Consider the following 17,084-nt stretch of genomic DNA (forward strand, 5'->3'; position numbering starts at 1 on the left):
CTGAGCGGATAAATTAAAAATCTGGCTCGCAGCTGAATGTCATCGGCTCATCGGTTATCGGATGATAAATCGATAATTCCTGTGCGTGCAGCTGAAGGCGCGGGGCCATTGCCAGTGCCTCGGGGTGCGCATAGAACTTGTCGCCCAAAATCGGGTGACCCAGCGCTAGCAGATGTACACGCAGCTGATGAGAACGGCCGGTCACCGGGCGCAGCTTCACGCGTGTGGTGCCGTCTGTATCCCACGACAACACTTCATACTGTGTCAGGGCCTTCTTGCCGGTCTCGTGGCAAACCTTTTGCTTCGGACGATTAGGGTAGTCGCAGATAAGCGGCAAATCGATAATGCCGTAGTCTTCTGCCATGTGCCCCCAAACCCTCGCAATGTAGGCTTTTTTGGTCTCGCGCTCACGGAACTGACGCTTGAGTTCGCGTTCGGCCTCTTTCGTCAACGCTACGGCAATCACGCCGCTGGTCGACAAGTCGAGGCGATGCACGGACTCGGCCACAGGATAATCGCGCTGGATACGAGTCATCAGGCTGTCATGATGCTCGGCCGCTTTGCCAGGGACTGAGAGCAGTCCGCTGGGCTTATTCACCACCATCAGATGTTCATCCTGAAACAGCACCGACAACCAGGGATCGGTCGGCGGATGATAGTTCTCAAGCGGCAGAATGTTAGACGGTGGTGGCGTTATCATTGATGGCTCACCACAATCAGGCGAATGGCATCGAGACGCCAGCTCGCATCGTTAAGACTGTTCAGCACCTGTTGGCGATTAGATTCAATCGACTCCAGCTCGTCGTCACGGATGTTCGGGTTCACTTCTTTCAGCGCCTTCAGGCGTTCCAGCTCGAGCGTCAACTGCTGGTCGGCTTCAACTTTAGCGGCTTCAATCAGCGCCTGTGCTTCTACAGCAACCAGCGGTTCAGCCTGTTGCAGCATGGCATGCACGTCTTGCTGCACGGCATTCACCAGCTTGCTTGAGTTATGGCGATTTATTGCATTCAGCTGACGGTTAAAGCTTTCAAACTCAACCTGCGCCGCGAGATTGGTGCCCTTACGGTCCATCAACATGCGTACCGGCGTTGGCGGCAGGAAGCGGGTTAACTGCAGATGCTTAGGGGCCTGACATTCCACCACGTAAAGCAGCTCGGCCAGCAGTGTACCAACCGGGAGTGCCTTGTTTTTCAATAATGAAACGGCACAGCTGCCGGTATCGCCGGAGAGGATCAGATCCAGGCCGTTGCGAATAATCGGGTGTTCCCAACTGATGAACTGTGCGTCTTCACGCGACAGAGCCTGCTCACGATCGAAGGTCACGGTACAGCCGTCTTGCGGCAGACCCGGGAAGTCAGGCACCAGCATGTGGTCTGATGGCGTCAGAACGATCAGGTTATCGCTACGGTCTTCCTGGTTAATCCCCACGATATCAAACAGATTGAGCGCGAAGTTCACCAGGTTTACGTCGTCGTCCTGCTCTGCAATCGCGGTTGCCAGTGCCTGAGCCGGTTCGCCGCCGTTGGAGTGCATCTCGAGCAGGCGGTCGCGGCCCTGTTCAAGCTGCAGTTTCAACGCGTCGTGCTGGGTGCGGCTGGCGAGGATGAACTCATCCAGACCTTCCTGTTCCGCAGGCGTTGCCAGGAAGCCAATCAGCTGCTCGTAGCTACTGTCGTAAATGGTGCGGCCGGTTGGGCAGGTGTGTTCGAACGCATCAAGGCCTTCGTGGAACCAGCGCAGCAGGATAGCCTGAGCGGTTTGCTCCAGATAAGGCACCATGATTTCTATGTTGTTCTGTTGGCCGATACGGTCTAAACGGCCGATACGCTGCTCAAGCAGGTCCGGGTTAAACGGCAGGTCAAACATGACCATCTTGCTGGCGAACTGGAAATTACGGCCTTCGGAGCCGATTTCAGAACACAGCAGCACCTGTGCGCCGTCTTCTTCTGACGCAAAGTAGGCGGCTGCGCGGTCGCGTTCAATGATCGACAGACCTTCATGGAATACCGCAGCGCGGATGGCTTCACGCTCACGCAGCACCTGTTCCAGCTGGAGCGCGGTGGCTGCCTTGGCACAGATAACCAGCACTTTTTTGTCGCGGTTGGCGGTCAGGTAACCCAATAGCCACTCGACGCGAGGGTCGAAGTTCCACCAGGTCGCGTTATCGCCTTCAAATTCCTGATAAATCTGCTCAGGGTAGAGCATGTCTAACGCACGAGCTTCCTGCGTCTTCTTGCTGCCCATAATGCCGGACACTTTAATCGCCGTCTGATACTGAGTTGGCAGAGGCAGTTTGATGGATTCCAGATGGCGGTCCGGGAAGCCTTTAACGCCGTTGCGCGTGTTACGGAACAGCACGCGGCTGGTGCCGTGGCGGTCCATCAGCATCGCAACCAGCTTCTTCGCGGCGTCTTCATCGCCTTTATTGGCCGCGGTCAGCAGGGCATCGACGTCGGCATTGCCTACGCTCTCGCCCAGCAGCGCCAGCGCTTCTGGCGTCAGCGGCTGCTTGTTCAGCAGCAGAGTGACGGCATCAGCAACAGGCTGATATTGCTGTTGTTCTTCCACGAACTCTTCGTAGTCGTGGAAGCGATCCGGGTCCAGCAGGCGCAGACGAGCAAAATGGCTTTCCTGACCCAGTTGTTCAGGCGTTGCGGTCAACAGCAGTACGCTAGGGATAGTCTGCGACAGCTGCTCAATCACCATGTATTCGCGGCTTGGCGCGTCTTCGCTCCACACCAGGTGGTGGGCTTCATCGACGACCAGCATGTCCCACTCGGCGTCGTTAAGTTCTTCCAGACGTTGTTTGTTACGGCGCACAAAGTCCAGGGAGCAGATGACCAGCTGTTCGGACTCAAACGGGTTGGTCGCATCGTGACGAGATTCCGCGTAGCGGTCGTCATCAAACAGAGAGAAACGCAGGTTGAAGCGGCGAAGCATCTCGACCAACCACTGGTGTTGCAGGGTCTCAGGTACGACGATCAGCACGCGTTCGGCGCGGCCTGACAGCAGTTGCTGGTGGATTATCATCCCGGCTTCGATGGTCTTGCCCAGACCGACTTCGTCTGCCAACAGTACGCGCGGCGCATGGCGCTGACCCACTTCATAAGCAATATGTAGTTGGTGTGGGATCAGGCTGGCGCGCATACCTCGCAGGCCGCCAAACTCAAGACGGAACTGCTCGCGCTGATACTTACGCGCACGAAAACGCAGCGCAAAACGGTCCATACGGTCAATTTGACCGGCAAACAGACGGTCCTGAGGCTTGCTAAAGGTCAGCTTGCTGTCGAGCAAGACCTCACGCATCGCGACACCTTCTTCCTCGGTATCCAGACGCGTCCCCAGGTAGGTCAGCAGACCTTTGTCCTCAACCACTTCTTCAACTTTCAGCTGCCATCCCTCATGACAGCTGATGGTATCGCCCGGGTTGAACATTACACGGGTGATTGGGGAATCATTTCTGGCATACAGGCGGTTTTCACCAGTAGCGGGGAAAAGCAGGGTCACCATACGCGCGTCCACCGCGACGACAGTACCTAAACCTAATTCGCTTTCCGTATCGCTGATCCAGCGTTGACCAAGTGTAAAGGGCATAATGTCTCTCTGTGCTTTGTGTCTGTGTGTCGGGCCGTAGGGCTGAGCCCCTAAACTTTATGTAATAGCTTTTCTTTCCCCGCCTGGAAGGCGTGGAGTCTTTAAATGTGTGAGGTTAGATAAGAAATGGGAAAGGGCGCTATGTTAATTGAAGGTAGGCCATTCGTCACCTTTCATTGCGCCTTCTGGCTAAAACAATCCCATTTGTCCCGTTATCAGTGTAGTAAAATCGTCCTGCAGAAAAGGCAGTATGCCGTCAGCAACGGGTTCGAGCTGTTTCTCAATATAGTGGTCGTAGTCGATGGGGGACTGACGATTTTCCAGCGGTTCCGGGCCCGAGGTGGTCATCACGTAGCTTATCCAGCCGCCGTTCTGATACTGCATCGGCCGACCCTGGGCCTGATTGTATTCATCGGCAAGTCGAGCGGCGCGAACGTGCGGCGGAACGTTGCGCTGGTATTCGGTCAGGCGTCGACGCAGGCGTTTACGATAGACCAGCTGTGGGTCAAATTCACCGCTTAACGTGCGGTTGACATAATCACGAATATAGTCCTGATAGCCTTGATGATGAAAAATGCGCTGATAAAGCTCCTGCTGGAAGGTCTGTGCCAGCGGCGTCCAGTCTGTGCGTACCGTTTCGAGGCCCTTGTAAACAATATGCTCGCCTTCGGCATCTTTTACCAAACCGGCGTAGCGCTTTTTGCTGCCTTGTTCAGAGCCACGAATGGTGGGCATTAAAAAACGTTGGTAGTGAGTTTCAAACTCCAGCTCGAGTGCGCTTTCTAGCCCTAACTCCTGCCCTAAATGCATTTTCCACCAGGCATTCACCTTGGCAACCAGCCGTTTGCCAATCTCGTCGGCCTCGTCTGCCTGATGAGCGCGGTTCAACCATACGAAGGTAGAGTCGGTATCACCATAAATAACCTGATAACCCTCTTCCTCAATCAGCTGACGAGTCTGCTGCATGATGTCGTGACCGCGCAAGGTGATCGACGATGCAAGCCGCGGGTCGAAGAAGCGACATCCGCTGGATCCTAACACGCCATAAAGCGCATTCATGATAATTTTCAGAGCCTGTGAAAGGGGCAAGTTTTTCTGTTTTTTGGCCGCCTCACGACCCTGCCAGATTTGGCGGACTATCTCCGGGAGACAATGCTGCGTGCGCGAGAAACGCGCCTGCCGATAACCGGGAACAGAATGCTCATCGTCGGGTTGTGCAAGCCCGGTTATCAGGCCTACAGGGTCAATCAGGAAGGTGCGAATAATTGACGGATACAGGCTTTTATAGTCCAGCACCAGAACAGAGTCATACAATCCTGGGCGAGAGTCCATCACAAATCCGCCGGGGCTGTTTTCTTCCGGCCTCTCTCCCAAATTCGGTGCAACGTAACCGATACGATGCATTCGCGGCAGATAAAGATGGGTAAATGCTGCCACCGATCCTCCGCTGCGGTCTGCGGCCAGACCGGTGACTGACGCGCGCTCAAGCAAGAAGGAAAGCAGCTCCGTTTTGGCAAACACTCGGGTTACCAGTTCACAGTCCTTGAGGTTGTAGTGAGCCAGTGCCGGTTTGTCTTGCTGAAACCGTTGCTCAATCTCGGCCAGTCGTTGATAGGGGTTGTCGCTGGCTTTGCCTTCACCCAGTAATGTTTGCGAGACGTATTCCAGACTGAATGACGGGAAGTTCCAGGTCGCTGACTTTAATGCTTCAATGCCGTCGATGATGAGTCGGCCAGTGGCCTGTGCAAAGAAGTGCCCTTGCTTAAAGCCGTGCTCCCGCCATTCAAGCGCACTGCCATCACGCCCAAAACGCAGGGGGATTTGATACCGCTCGGCGTGCTTTTGCAGCACGCGCAGGTCAAACTGCACCACGTTCCAGCCAATGATCGCGTCGGGGTCATGCAACTGGAGCCAGTCGTTAAGCCTTTGCAGCAGCTGCGGGCGGCTGTCGACGTATTCTAGCGTAAAGTCGGCATTGGCGTCGGGCGTGCCGTTGGGAGGCCCCAGCATGTAAACCTGCCGCTGGCCACAGCCTTCCAGCCCGATGCAGTAGAGTTCACCGTTGCCGCTGGTTTCAATGTCTAGCGAGCAGAGTTTCAGGCTAGGTCGGTAGGCCTCGGCGGGCTTCATTCGGGTGTTTAGCAGCATGGCATCCTGACCCGGAGTGCCGCTAAACCAGACGGGGGCGGTGATATAGCGCTCCATCAGGAATCGTTCAGGCGGTCGAATGTCGGCTTCATAGAGCGTGAGGCCACCGTCTTTGAGGGTTTTCTCTATGCGCATCAACTGGCGATGCCCGCGGCAATAGAGGCCTAGCACATCGCGCAGGTGGAAATCTTTGAGCGGCAGAGGACGTAGGTCATAACCTTTCTCTGCAAAGAGCAGCTGCTCGGCTCTGGCCCGCTGTTCCGACGGCAAAAAGGCCACCGACTCCTGTGGGGGGAGTCTAACCTTTTGCGGGCCTTGGTCCGTGGCCAGCCAAAACTCGACCTCTGTGCCCTGTGGGGTGTCCCGCCAGTGACGAGTGAGGACAAAACCCTGACGTGGTTGAGTTTGCTGATTTTTTTGCGCGGCGACGTGGTTGATAACGACCTCAGTCAATAACGATGGATGCTTCAGTCTGAAGAGAAAGGGGCTGGCTGAGCAAAACCTGTAAGCGTTAAATATAGCATGGTTATTTATACAGTTCCCGTTGTTAAGATACGCGATAAGGGCCAATGCAGAAGGGAAGGATTAAATGCACATACAATTAGTGGGTTGACTCGTCTTAACCATTTACCGACAATTCAGCCTCTTTCATTTTCGCTTAAGCTGTGTCGGGTAAACTTCTGTATCCCCTCACAGAGAGTCAACCGCCTGTTGTGAGTCGACAGTCTTCAACCTTGATTTACCTGAAGTCATTAAAGGTTTGCTGTACGCCTGATGCGTACCTTAACACTGGAATTTTATGGAAGCCTATCTACAACATTTGGTCGCTCAGTCCGTGGGTTTCGCGCTTATCCTTGTTTCTGTTGTGGCGTTTTTCGAGTCGCTGGCACTAGTGGGTTTACTGCTGCCGGGCACGGTCATGATGGCAACGCTGGGCACCCTCATTGGCAGCGGACAAGTGGGTCTATATGAAGCCTGGCTGGCAGCAGGACTTGGATGTTTCGTTGGTGACTGGACGTCATACTTTATTGGGCGTGGATTCAAAGGGCCGCTGCACAACTGGTCGTTTTTGAAACGCTATCAGGCATTGCTCGACAAAACGGGACATGCACTTGAGCAGCATAGCTTTGCGACCGTAATTTTGGGGCGCTTTATTGGCCCAACGCGTCCGCTGGTGCCGCTGGTGGCGGGGATGCTTAACCTGCCGCCACTGAAATTTGCACCGCCAAATATTGTCGGCTGTATCACCTGGCCCCCGGTTTATTTTTTGCCAGGTATTCTGGCCGGAGTAGCGATAGATATTCCTCACAGCCACAGCAGCACGGTCTTTAAATGGGCGTTGTTCATTACCGTTGTGCTGATTTGGTTAAGTGCCTGGCTGGTGTGGCGTTGGATACGTTCCGAAAAGGTGCAAGCCGATGCCGTCTCGAAGTGGCTGCCGCTAGCGCGCCTGCGTTGGGTAAGCATCATCAGCCTCGTCGCAACAGCGGTGAGTATTTATATGTTGAGTAAGCAGCCGCTGATGCCGATTTACGCGCATCTACTCTATAAAGTCATCACCCGCTAACCCCACTTCGTCCTTGATGCTGTAGCTTCGTTGGCTGCGGCGTCTCGCCTGAATTACTTACTGATGTGGCGTTGAGAGGATTATTTATTGACGATCCCCAGTATCGCTGCTTCGGAGGCGGTGCCGTCTACCAGCGCCTGTGTTGGGCCGTCGTAGTCAACCCGGCCATCGACTATCAGCAGTGTGCGTTCTGCTATTCGTGCTGCGTCATCGAGATTGTGGGACACCATTAACAAGGTCAGCTGCCGTTGGTCGCAGACGTTATCTAGCAGCGTCAGCATTTCGCTGCGCAGTGCCGGGTCTAGCGCCGAGAAGGGTTCGTCCAGCAGCAATATAGGCTGGCTGCGCAGCAGGCAGCGCGCTAAGGCAACGCGCTGGCGTTGTCCGCCCGAAAGCTGCGAGGGTAACCTGTCCAGGCACTCTTCCAGCCCAACCTGTTGTGCCAATGCTTCGAGTTCTTGCTTCTGCGATTGATTGAGTTTCAAACCTGGGTGCAGCCCCAGGCCCATGTTCTGGCGCACGGTCAGATGGGAAAACAGATTATTTTCCTGAAACAGCATCGAGACAGGCCGTTTGGCCGGTGGCGTGCTCGTATGGTCCTGCTGGTTAAGCTCAATCTCACCGCGTCCTGGTCTAAGAAAGCCGGCAATCAGGCTTAGCAGGGTGCTTTTACCCGCACCGCTTGGGCCAAGAATAGCCACACGTTCGCCGGCATTGATCTGTAGATCAAAGCGCATCGGCAGATTATCAAACAGGTAAGTGACTCTATTGAGTGTCAGCATGGCGGCCCGGCAGTCTTTCGATAAGAGTAAACAGCAAGAAGCAGAGGAACAGTAACAGCATCGCTGTGACGGCCCCCTGTTGGCTTCGATAGGAGCCCATCTGTTGATAGAGATAGAAAGGCAGTGTGCGGAAATTTTCATTACCAAACAGTGCAATAACTCCGAAATCACCCAGCGACAGTACGCAGGCAAATGCCAGCGCCTGTGTCATTGGGCGCTTCAACGCGCTGAGTTCAATCCATCTCAGTCGGTTCCAGCCGCGCATATCAAGCGAGAGGCACAGCTGGGTGTAGCGTTCGGCGACGTCGCGCATCGGATTTTCGAGCACCTTAAGGGCGTAGGGGACAGCCATCAATGCGTTGGTCAAAATTACCAGCGCCCATGGTGACTGTGGCAGCCCGACGGTGTCGTTAAGCAACAGAAAGAAGCCGGTGGCAAGAACGATACCGGGCATCGCCAGAATCAGCATGCCGGAAAGCTCAAAGCTCTGGCCCCATTGATGACGCTGCCGCAATCGCAGTTCTCGACTGGTCCATAGCAGCATCATGGTCAGCAACAAGCAGAGTAGGCCGCTGCCTGCGGCGAGGCGCACCGACATCCACAGCGATTGCCAGAGTGCGTCTTGCTGCAGCACGTTTAACAGTGAAGCATTTACTCCGCCAAGCACTACTGCGAGCAGCGGCGGCAGGATAAGCAATAACGCGAGAGTAATCAGTAGAGTATCAAACACTCGGCGCAGCAGAGAGTCGTCCGGATTGCGCCAGCGCTGCGCGTGGGTATGACCCACCGGCAGAGCTTGACTCAGCTTCTGGCTGAGCAACACTAATCCAAGGCAGCAAAATAGCTGGATGAGCGCCAACAGCGCGGCGCGGCCGAGGTCATAGTCGTAACTAAGTGCTTGATAAATAGCCAGCTCAATGGTGGTGGCCTTCGGGCCGCCGCCGAGTGAGAGCACGGTGGCAAAGCTGGCGAAGCACAACATAAAAATTAGCGCACCCGCAGGCAATATTTGGCGTTTCAGCGCGGGCCATTCTACGAACCTGAACTGCTGCCAGCCGTTCATGCCGAGCTGCGCGGCAAGCTGGCGTTGTTCAATGGCAATATTTTCAAGAGATTGCAGCAGCAATCGCGTCGCCAGTGGCAAATTGAAAAATACGTGGGCGAGCAGAATGCCTTGTAGCCCATAGGGTGAGAAGCGATAGGGAAGGCCAATGAGGGCACACAGCTGAGAAAGCCATCCTTCGCGGCCATAGACGCTCAAAATACCAAACACCGCAACCAGCACCGGCAGGACCAGCGTCATGGCGCAGAGACGCAGCAGCCACTGCCTGCCGGGAAAACGTCGGCGGTAAAGACTTCGCGCCAGCAAAATAGCAGGAAGCATGGAACACAGCGCCGACAACAATGCCTGCCAGAAGGTAAAGCGAATGACGTGCCAGAGATAGCTGTCCTGCCAGACTGACCTGAACGCCAGCGCCGGTGCGTGGTGCAGCAGCGACCCCAGCGCCAAAAAGGCAACCAGCAGGATAACCAGTGCGGCTATGGCACCCGGCCATAGCCAGGCAGGGATCAGCGGCTGACGGCGTTCTGCCATGCCTGAGTCCATTTACTGCGGTTTTCAGCGACGGTCTTGGCGCTGTATTGAAGCGAAATAGCTGGCACGATAAGGGCATCATATCCTGCCGGCAGCGGCGTTTTGACCGCAGGATACATCCAGTTGCCTGTTGGGATCGCATTCTGGAAGCCCGGACTGGTGACAAATTTCATAAATTTTGCAGCCAGTTCAGGATGTTTGCTGGCAGCCAACTGGCCGGCAACTTCAACCTGCATGTATTGGCCTTCGCTGAAGTTGGCCGCCGCATAATTATCTTTTTTCTCTTCAATGATGTGATAAGCCGGAGAGGTGGTATAGCTCAACACAAGGGAGCTCTCGCCCTTCAGGAACAAGCCATAAGCCTCGCTCCAGCCTTTTGTGACGGTCACGGTCTTCTTGGCCAGCTTCTGCCAGGCCTCAGGCGCTTTATCGCCGTAGACTTTTTGTACCCACAGCAGCAGACCCAGACCTGGGGTACTGGTGCGAGGATCTTCGTAGATAATTGTCCACGGTTGCGGGCTGTCGACCAACTCTTGCAGGCTCTTCGGCGGATTCTTCAGCTTGTTTTTGTCATACACGAAGGCGAAGTAGCCGTAGTCGTATGGCACGAAGGTGCGGTCTTTCCAGCCACCCGGGATGTCCAGCGCAGTCTTGTCGACCGCCGGTTTGGCGAACAGACCGGTTTGTTCCGCAGCCTGCAGCAGGTTGTTGTCCAGACCCACAACCACGTCAGCCGGGCTGTTTTTTCCTTCCATACGCAGGCGATTGAGCAGCGAGACGCCGTCTTCCAGCGGGACATATTTCAGTTCACAGCCACAGTTGGCCTCGAAGGCTTTCTTGATGGCCGGACCTGGGCCCCAGTCGGCAGAGAAGGAGTCGTAGGTGTAAACGGTCAGAACAGGCTTGGCGGCCAGCGCCGGTGCGGCGACAAGCATCAGGCAGGGCAGTAATTTTTTAAACACTTTGCACTCCAACTTTACCTAAAGAAAAATAGGGGGGGCAAAGGACTTTGAGTCAGCGGGATGCACTCTCAAATCCCTTCGCCGGTATTAACCGGATCAGGTTCGACGGGTTTTTTCTCAGCCTCTTCCCCGCTTCGCCGTAGCGAAAAGCGTGAATCAGCACCCCGTTGAGAACGCGCTATTGTAGAGATTAAGTTAATGGGTTGAAAGCGGGTTTATGCGTCAGGAGGCGCAAACCAGGCAGATTTAAAGTCGAACCAACCCAGCGTATTCATCCTTACGCCGCGCATGCTGCGCTGTCCCTGTAGCAAAAGCCAATGGTGAAACAGAGGGTGAATGTGTCCGCCGTTGACCAGTTTCTGCGTCCATTCCGCCAGTGGCAGTTCACCGGCACGCCATTTCTGCGCCGCATTCTCAAGCCTGTCACCGAGACAAAATTGCATCAGCGGTAGCTCGAACAAGGTGGCAAACAGCGAAAACTCAATCGGTAGGGTAAAGTTGGCGCTGCCGAGCCACAAATCGCTCTTTGCCTCCCCACGATGCCAGGTAGCGTAATCAACTATCTGCACGTTGAGCTTCACATCGTGTGCCGCCAGCAGCGGGGCGAGCGCCTGGCAGATGTCCTGATACTCTGAGTGATCGCTGTAAAAGGTGAGGGTGAGTTCTTTAATATCTATCGGTTTTGGCTGCTGTAGCTGGGGGCGTCGATGGTGCCAGCGCGGCAATAATCCGTATGCCGGTGACCAATAGCGTTGATACGCAGGAGCAGAAGCATTGAGCAGCGCAATCGGATTAATCACCTCACACAGCCATTCCCGCAGCATAGTATTGCTTCCCGCCGGAGAACGCTGGTCGAAGAGCACAAAGTAGCAGCCTTCTTCGAGTCGACTTTCAAGCTGATCGTTAGCGGTATCGTCAGCCTGTAGTTGAACGCCAGAGTGCACTAATTCCTCGGTCAGCTCCGGCAGTACCCAGATGTTGACCTCATCGAGCAGCGCCCGATAGCCAAAATACTCATCAAAGGCACGGATCCTCAGCTGCGTTTGCTGATTATGCACCACCGCATAGGGGCCGGTGCCTATGGGGTGACGGGCAAAATCAGGCAGTGACGCCCACTCCTGCGGCAGGATAAGCGCATGTACGCTGCCCAGTAGCCAGGGCAACCAGTGGTCTGGCTGGCGGAGATGAATATCGATGACGTTTGGCGTTGGCGATTCGACCCGTGAAAAGTGAGTGAACAGCGGGTGGTGTTTTAAACGGGCAAAGGTGGTGATGATATCGGTCATCTCCAGCTCTCGACCGTGATGAAAATGAATCGCCGGGCGTAAATAAAAGCGCCAGTGAAGCGGGGTAACAGATTGCCAATGATGGGCGATATCCCCTCGTAGTTCCCCGTTTTCCTCATTTATGCCAATCAGGCCGCTGAAGATCTGTCGCGCCAGATGCGTCTCAGAACGTCTTAGCATCGAGCCCGGCAACAGGTTAGGCAGCGAGCGATAGTAAAGTACACGAAGTATATGTTTACCCTGGCGAAAACGGCGACCGAGCTGAGAAAGCAGCATCTGTCGCACCAGCGTTTTGTCGCCAACCAGCTGTACCACTTGGTCCACCCGATCCTGTTCGATCAGCTCCTCGGCCCGCAGTTGCTGGAGCGCGAGGCCGGTAAGGTGGAACGTCAGTCGCGATTTTTTACCTCTTCCCGATTCAGCTTCCCAGTTTATCCAGCCCTCATTCTGCATGCTGCCGAGCAGCGATCGCATGTGCCGACGTGAGCAGTTAATGGCCTCCGACAGCGACTGTAGCGTGGTCTCTGCGGATTGACCCTGGCAATGCTGCCACAGTCGCAGGAACTGCTGTTGCAAGCGAGGTGAGGACATAAAAGAGGAACTCCTGTCATAAAACTCATCAATTTATCTTTCCTCATATTACGCCCATAATCCCTGTCATCAAACAGTCCTGTGCCGTGATGCATCTAGCTTCGCGGCCGGTAAACAGTTTTCTGAGTAATGGTGAAACGTCGCCAGCCAGTGGGTTCTCTCACTGGTTTTTTTCTGTTCCTCACTTAGTCTTTGAGTTAAACGGGGTATTTCACTCTTCCGCTTTGCCGCAATCAGGGATGGTTTATGTCTTCTCGCCGCTTGTCGATTATCTTCGCTACATTTCTGCTGGTTTCCTTTTTAACGGGTATTGCCGGAGCGCTTCAGGCGCCTACGCTTAGCCTTTTTCTGACCAACGAGGTGAAAGTCAGGCCACTGTGGGTCGGGTTGTTCTATACCGTGAATGCGCTGGGCGGGATCGTTATCAGCTTTTTGTTGGCGAACTATTCGGATAAGAAGGGCGATCGTCGAAAATTGCTGTTCTTTTGCACCCTGATGGCTATTGGGAACAGCCTGATTTTTGCCTACAGCCGCGACTATCTGGTGCTTATCAGCGTCGGCGTTTTGCTGGCCGCCATCGGCAACGCCTCCATGCCGCAGCTGTTCGCCTTGGCGCGAGAATATGCCGACAGATCTGCCCATGAAGTGGTGATGTTCAGCTCGATGATGCGTGCGACGCTGTCTCTCGCCTGGGTGCTGGGGCCGCCGATTTCCTTCACGCTGGCGCTGAACTACGGCTTTACACTGATGTATCTCTGCGCCGCTGGCGTATTTATTTTCAGTGCGTTGATGGTGTGGTTCTTCCTGCCTTCCGTCGGGCGAATCGAGCAACCGGTCGATAAGGTCGTGGTACACGTCAGCGCATGGAAAAACCGCGACGTCCGCCTGTTGTTCTTTGCCTCTTTACTGATGTGGACCTGCAATATTATGTACATCATTGATATGCCGCTGTATATCACTTCAGATCTTGGGTTGCCCGAGGGGCTTGCGGGTCTTTTGATGGGGGCGGCGGCAGGGCTTGAAATTCCGGTGATGCTGATTGCAGGTTATCTGGTCAAGCGCACCGGAAAACGCCGCCTGATGCTGTGCGCGGCCGTATTTGGCATTCTGTTCTATCTCGGATTGGTGCTTTTCCAGTTTAAGGCCGCGCTGATGATCCTCCAGCTGTTTAACGCCATTTTCATCGGAATTATCGCCGGGATCGGGATGCTCTATTTTCAGGATCTGATGCCCGGCAGGGCGGGTTCTGCCACCACGTTGTTCACCAACAGTATCTCGACCGGAGCAATTTTAGCGGGCGTGATTCAAGGCACTATCGTGCAGAACTTTGGGCATTATCAGGTTTATTGGATGGCATTAGCGCTAGCGGTTGGGGCATTGGTGCTGATGACGAGGGTTAAAAATGTTTAACCCGCCTCGCAGCGGGTTAAGAGTTTAGTACTAACTGGTTCAATTACTTCATGAATGACGGCTGCTTTTTCTCATAGGCCGAGATGCTTTCTTCGTGCTGAAGGGTCAGGCCGATGCTGTCCAGACCGTTCATCATGCAGTGGCGGCGGAAGCTGTCGATTACAAACGCATACTCTTTCCCTCCGGCTCTGACTACCTGATTTTCGAGATCGACTTCGACGCTAATGCCTACATTTTCTCTCGTTAATGTAAACAGCTCGTCGATCTGCTCTTCGCTGAGCGTCACCGGCAGCAGCTGGTTGTTAAACGAGTTGTTATAGAAAATGTCGGCAAAGCTCGGAGCAATGACCGCATGGAAACCATAATCGGTCAATGCCCACGGCGCGTGCTCACGTGAGGAGCCGCTGCCAAAGTTTTCTCGTGCCAACAATATGCTGGCACCCTGATATTCAGGTTTATTCAGAATAAAATCAGGGTTTGGGGTATAGCCTTGCCCTTCGAGATAGCGCCAGTCGTAAAACAGGAACTGCCCAAAGCCAACGCGTGTGACCATTTGCAGGAACTGCTTTGGCACGATGGCGTCGGTATCGACGTTAGCAATGTCCAACGGCAGGACCAGACCGGTGTGGGTGATAAATTTAACCACGCGCGTCTCCTTGGTTCAGTTCGCGGATATCGGTAAAATGACCGCTAACCGCCGCTGCCGCCGCCATTGCTGGACTCACCAGATGCGTGCGTCCGCCGCGACCCTGACGGCCTTCGAAATTACGGTTGCTGGTCGAGGCACAGCGTTCGCCTGGATTCAGACGATCGTTGTTCATCGCCAGGCACATTGAGCAGCCTGGCAAACGCCATTCAAAACCGGCCTCGATGAAGATTTTGTCCAGACCTTCTTCCTCTGCCTGTGCTTTCACCGGGCCAGACCCAGGGACCACAATTGCCTGCACGCCAGCGGCGACCTTGCGGCCTTTGGCTATGGCGGCGGCCGCACGCAAGTCTTCGATGCGCGAGTTGGTACAGGATCCGATAAATACTTTATCAATGGCCACGTCGGTCAGCTTAATCCCCGGCTTCAGGTTCATGTAAGCCAAGGCTTTTTCAGCGGAAGCGCGCTCAATAGGATCGCTGAAAGAGGCAGGATCAGGGATAGTCTGGTTGACGCCCATCACCTGACCGGGATTGGTGCCCCAGGTGACCTGAGGGGCAATGTCGGCCACATCTAGCGTGACAACTTGATCAAACGTCGCGTCGGCGTCGGACTTCATGGTTTCCCAATAGGCGACGGCGTCGTCCCAGTCCTGACCTTTAGGGGCAAACTTACGGCCCTTCAGGTAGGCATAGGTGGTCGCGTCGGAGGCCACCAGCCCGGCTTTTGCGCCCAGCTCAATCGACATGTTACACAGGGTCATACGACCTTCCATGCTCAACGCCTCGACCGCTGGACCACAGTATTCCACGACGTGACCGGTACCGCCGGCGGTGCCGGTTTTACCGATCACTGCCAGAATAATGTCCTTCGCCGTGATACCGACAGGCGCATCACCAACGATTTCGATTTTCATCGTCTTCGCGCGGCCCTGTTTCAGCGTCTGCGTTGCCAGCACGTGCTCAACCTCTGAAGTCCCGATACCAAACGCCAATGCACCAAACGCGCCATGGGTCGAGGTGTGCGAGTCGCCGCACACCAGCGTCATGCCGGGTAGGGTCAGGCCTTGCTCTGGGCCCATCACGTGGACGATGCCCTGATAAGGGTGCTTGAGGTCGTATAATTCGATGCCAAATTCAGCGCAGTTCTTGATTAACTCCTGCATCTGAATTCGCGCCATTTCACCGCTAGCGTTGATGTCTTTGGTCTGAGTTGAAACGTTATGATCCATGGTGCCGAAGGTTTTACCCGGTTGGCGCACGCCGCGATTCATCGCCCGCAGACCGTCAAAGGCCTGCGGAGTGGTGACTTCATGAATCAGATGGCGGTCGATATACAGCAGTGGCGTCTCGTTCTCAGCCTCGAACACCACGTGCGCATCGAATAATTTTTGATATAACGTTTTGGACATTACGCCCCCTCGGCAACAACACGCGCAATGATGTCGCCCATTTCATTGGTTCCCATGGCCTGACCGCCCTGCGCCAGGTCTCCGGTACGATGACCCTGTTCCAGAACCTTGTTAACTGCCTGTTCGATTGCCGTGGCCGCGTCTTCGGCACCCAGGCTGTAACGCAACAGCAGTGCGGCAGACAGAATTTGGGCGATCGGGTTGGCAATGTCTTTACCGGCGATGTCCGGCGCGGAGCCGCCAGCAGGTTCAAACAGACCAAATGACTCTTCGTTCATGCTGGCAGAAGGCAACATGCCCATTGAACCGGTGATCATCGCGCATTCGTCGGACAGGATATCGCCGAACAGGTTGGAACACAGCATCACGTCAAACTGCGACGGGTCTTTAATCAGCTGCATGGTCGCATTGTCGATATACATGTGAGTCAGGCTGACGTCTGGGAAATCCTTCGCTACTTCGCTGACCACTTCGCGCCACAGGATTGAGGATTGCAGCACGTTGGCTTTATCGATGGAGGTCACTTTATTGCCGCGTTTGCGTGCCGATTCGAAGGCGATGCGGGCAATACGTTCAATCTCAAAACGGTGATAAACCTCGGTATCGAAGGCTTTTTCATGCATACCTTGACCTTCGCGGCCTTTAGGCTGACCGAAATAGATGCCGCCGGTTAACTCGCGGACGCACAGAATATCGAAACCCCGTGCGGCGATGTCACTGCGCAGCGGGCAGAACGCTTCCAGCCCCTGGTAGAGGCGTGCCGGACGCAGGTTGCTGAACAGCTTAAAATGCTTACGCAGCGGCAGCAAAGCGCCGCGCTCAGGCTGCTCGTCTGCCGGCAGGTGTTCCCATTTTGGACCGCCAACGGAGCCGAAGAGAATTGCATCTGCCTGTTCACAGCCGGCAACGGTTGCCGCTGGCAGCGCAGTACCGTGGTTGTCGATGGCTGCGCCACCCACGTCGTATTCACGGGTCGTGATATTCAAACCAAAGCGCTGGCGCACTGCCTCAAGCACTTTATAGGCCTGAGCCATAACTTCCGGACCAATTCCGTCACCGGGTAATACAGCAATATGATGGGTCTTACTCATGT

The 17,084-nt window shown here is 54.9% G+C and carries 12 protein-coding genes and 1 riboswitch; of the genes, 2 read left to right on the forward strand and 10 right to left on the reverse strand.

Features of this window, described 5'->3' with window-relative positions:
* Window positions 1–13: 13 nt before the first annotated feature.
* The 3 genes from rluA to BS640_RS01720 all read right to left on the reverse strand — a co-directional run bounded on the left by rluA (window position 14) and on the right by BS640_RS01720 (window position 6,180).
* Window positions 14–700, reverse strand: a complete 687-nt coding sequence (gene rluA, locus BS640_RS01710) for a bifunctional tRNA pseudouridine(32) synthase/23S rRNA pseudouridine(746) synthase RluA (RefSeq protein ID WP_017494193.1) — start codon at window positions 698–700, stop codon at window positions 14–16.
* Complete coding sequence (rapA, locus tag BS640_RS01715) at window positions 697–3,594, reverse strand: RNA polymerase-associated protein RapA (protein WP_017494192.1); 2,898 nt, start codon at window positions 3,592–3,594, stop codon at window positions 697–699. The genes rluA and rapA overlap by 4 nt, the downstream gene beginning before the upstream one ends.
* A gap of 189 nt (window positions 3,595–3,783) precedes the next feature.
* A complete protein-coding gene (locus BS640_RS01720; protein ID WP_084911772.1) occupies window positions 3,784–6,180 on the reverse strand; it encodes a DNA polymerase II in 2,397 nt (798 codons plus the stop codon).
* Between the two features lie 361 nt (window positions 6,181–6,541).
* On the opposite strand from BS640_RS01720, the gene BS640_RS01725 reads away from it, so the two are divergent.
* Window positions 6,542–7,309: a DedA family protein gene (locus tag BS640_RS01725; protein WP_084911720.1), complete on the forward strand. Its 768-nt coding sequence runs from the start codon at window positions 6,542–6,544 to the stop codon at window positions 7,307–7,309.
* 80 nt (window positions 7,310–7,389) lie between these two features.
* Here BS640_RS01725 and thiQ read toward each other — a convergent pair whose 3' ends face one another.
* The 4 genes from thiQ to sgrR all read right to left on the reverse strand — a co-directional run bounded on the left by thiQ (window position 7,390) and on the right by sgrR (window position 12,524).
* The gene (gene thiQ / locus BS640_RS01730; protein ID WP_017489910.1) at window positions 7,390–8,091 is read right to left on the reverse strand and encodes a thiamine ABC transporter ATP-binding protein ThiQ; all 702 of its coding nucleotides are present in this window, start codon (window positions 8,089–8,091) and stop codon (window positions 7,390–7,392) included.
* A complete protein-coding gene (gene thiP, locus BS640_RS01735) occupies window positions 8,075–9,685 on the reverse strand; it encodes a thiamine/thiamine pyrophosphate ABC transporter permease ThiP (RefSeq protein ID WP_017489911.1) in 1,611 nt (536 codons plus the stop codon). The genes thiQ and thiP overlap by 17 nt, the downstream gene beginning before the upstream one ends.
* Entirely contained in the window at window positions 9,661–10,647 is a 987-nt protein-coding gene (gene thiB / locus BS640_RS01740) for a thiamine ABC transporter substrate binding subunit (protein WP_017489912.1), read from the reverse strand. Before thiB ends, thiP begins: the two co-directional genes overlap by 25 nt.
* A 55-nt stretch (window positions 10,648–10,702) precedes the next feature.
* Window positions 10,703–10,824: riboswitch (TPP riboswitch) on the reverse strand.
* Between the two features lie 38 nt (window positions 10,825–10,862).
* Entirely contained in the window at window positions 10,863–12,524 is a 1,662-nt protein-coding gene (sgrR, locus tag BS640_RS01745; protein WP_017489913.1) for an HTH-type transcriptional regulator SgrR, read from the reverse strand.
* Between the two features lie 246 nt (window positions 12,525–12,770).
* Here sgrR and BS640_RS01750 point away from each other — a divergent pair, with 246 nt between their 5' ends.
* Window positions 12,771–13,934, forward strand: coding sequence for an MFS transporter (locus BS640_RS01750; RefSeq protein ID WP_017489914.1), 1,164 nt, complete (start codon window positions 12,771–12,773; stop codon window positions 13,932–13,934).
* Between the two features lie 43 nt (window positions 13,935–13,977).
* On the opposite strand, the gene leuD is transcribed toward BS640_RS01750, so the two are convergent.
* Genes leuD through leuB form a run of 3 tightly spaced genes read right to left on the reverse strand, consistent with a single transcriptional unit; the run spans window position 13,978 to window position 17,082 of the window.
* A complete protein-coding gene (gene leuD, locus BS640_RS01755; RefSeq protein ID WP_017489915.1) occupies window positions 13,978–14,580 on the reverse strand; it encodes a 3-isopropylmalate dehydratase small subunit in 603 nt (200 codons plus the stop codon).
* The gene (leuC, locus tag BS640_RS01760) at window positions 14,573–15,991 is read right to left on the reverse strand and encodes a 3-isopropylmalate dehydratase large subunit (protein WP_017489916.1); all 1,419 of its coding nucleotides are present in this window, start codon (window positions 15,989–15,991) and stop codon (window positions 14,573–14,575) included. The genes leuD and leuC overlap by 8 nt, the downstream gene beginning before the upstream one ends.
* Complete coding sequence (gene leuB, locus BS640_RS01765) at window positions 15,991–17,082, reverse strand: 3-isopropylmalate dehydrogenase (RefSeq protein ID WP_038327480.1); 1,092 nt, start codon at window positions 17,080–17,082, stop codon at window positions 15,991–15,993. The genes leuC and leuB overlap by 1 nt, the downstream gene beginning before the upstream one ends.
* Between the last annotated feature and the right edge of the window lie 2 nt (window positions 17,083–17,084).

The sequence above is a fragment of the Rouxiella badensis genome (genome assembly GCF_002093665.1).
In the GTDB taxonomy this organism is placed as follows: domain Bacteria; phylum Pseudomonadota; class Gammaproteobacteria; order Enterobacterales; family Enterobacteriaceae; genus Rouxiella; species Rouxiella badensis.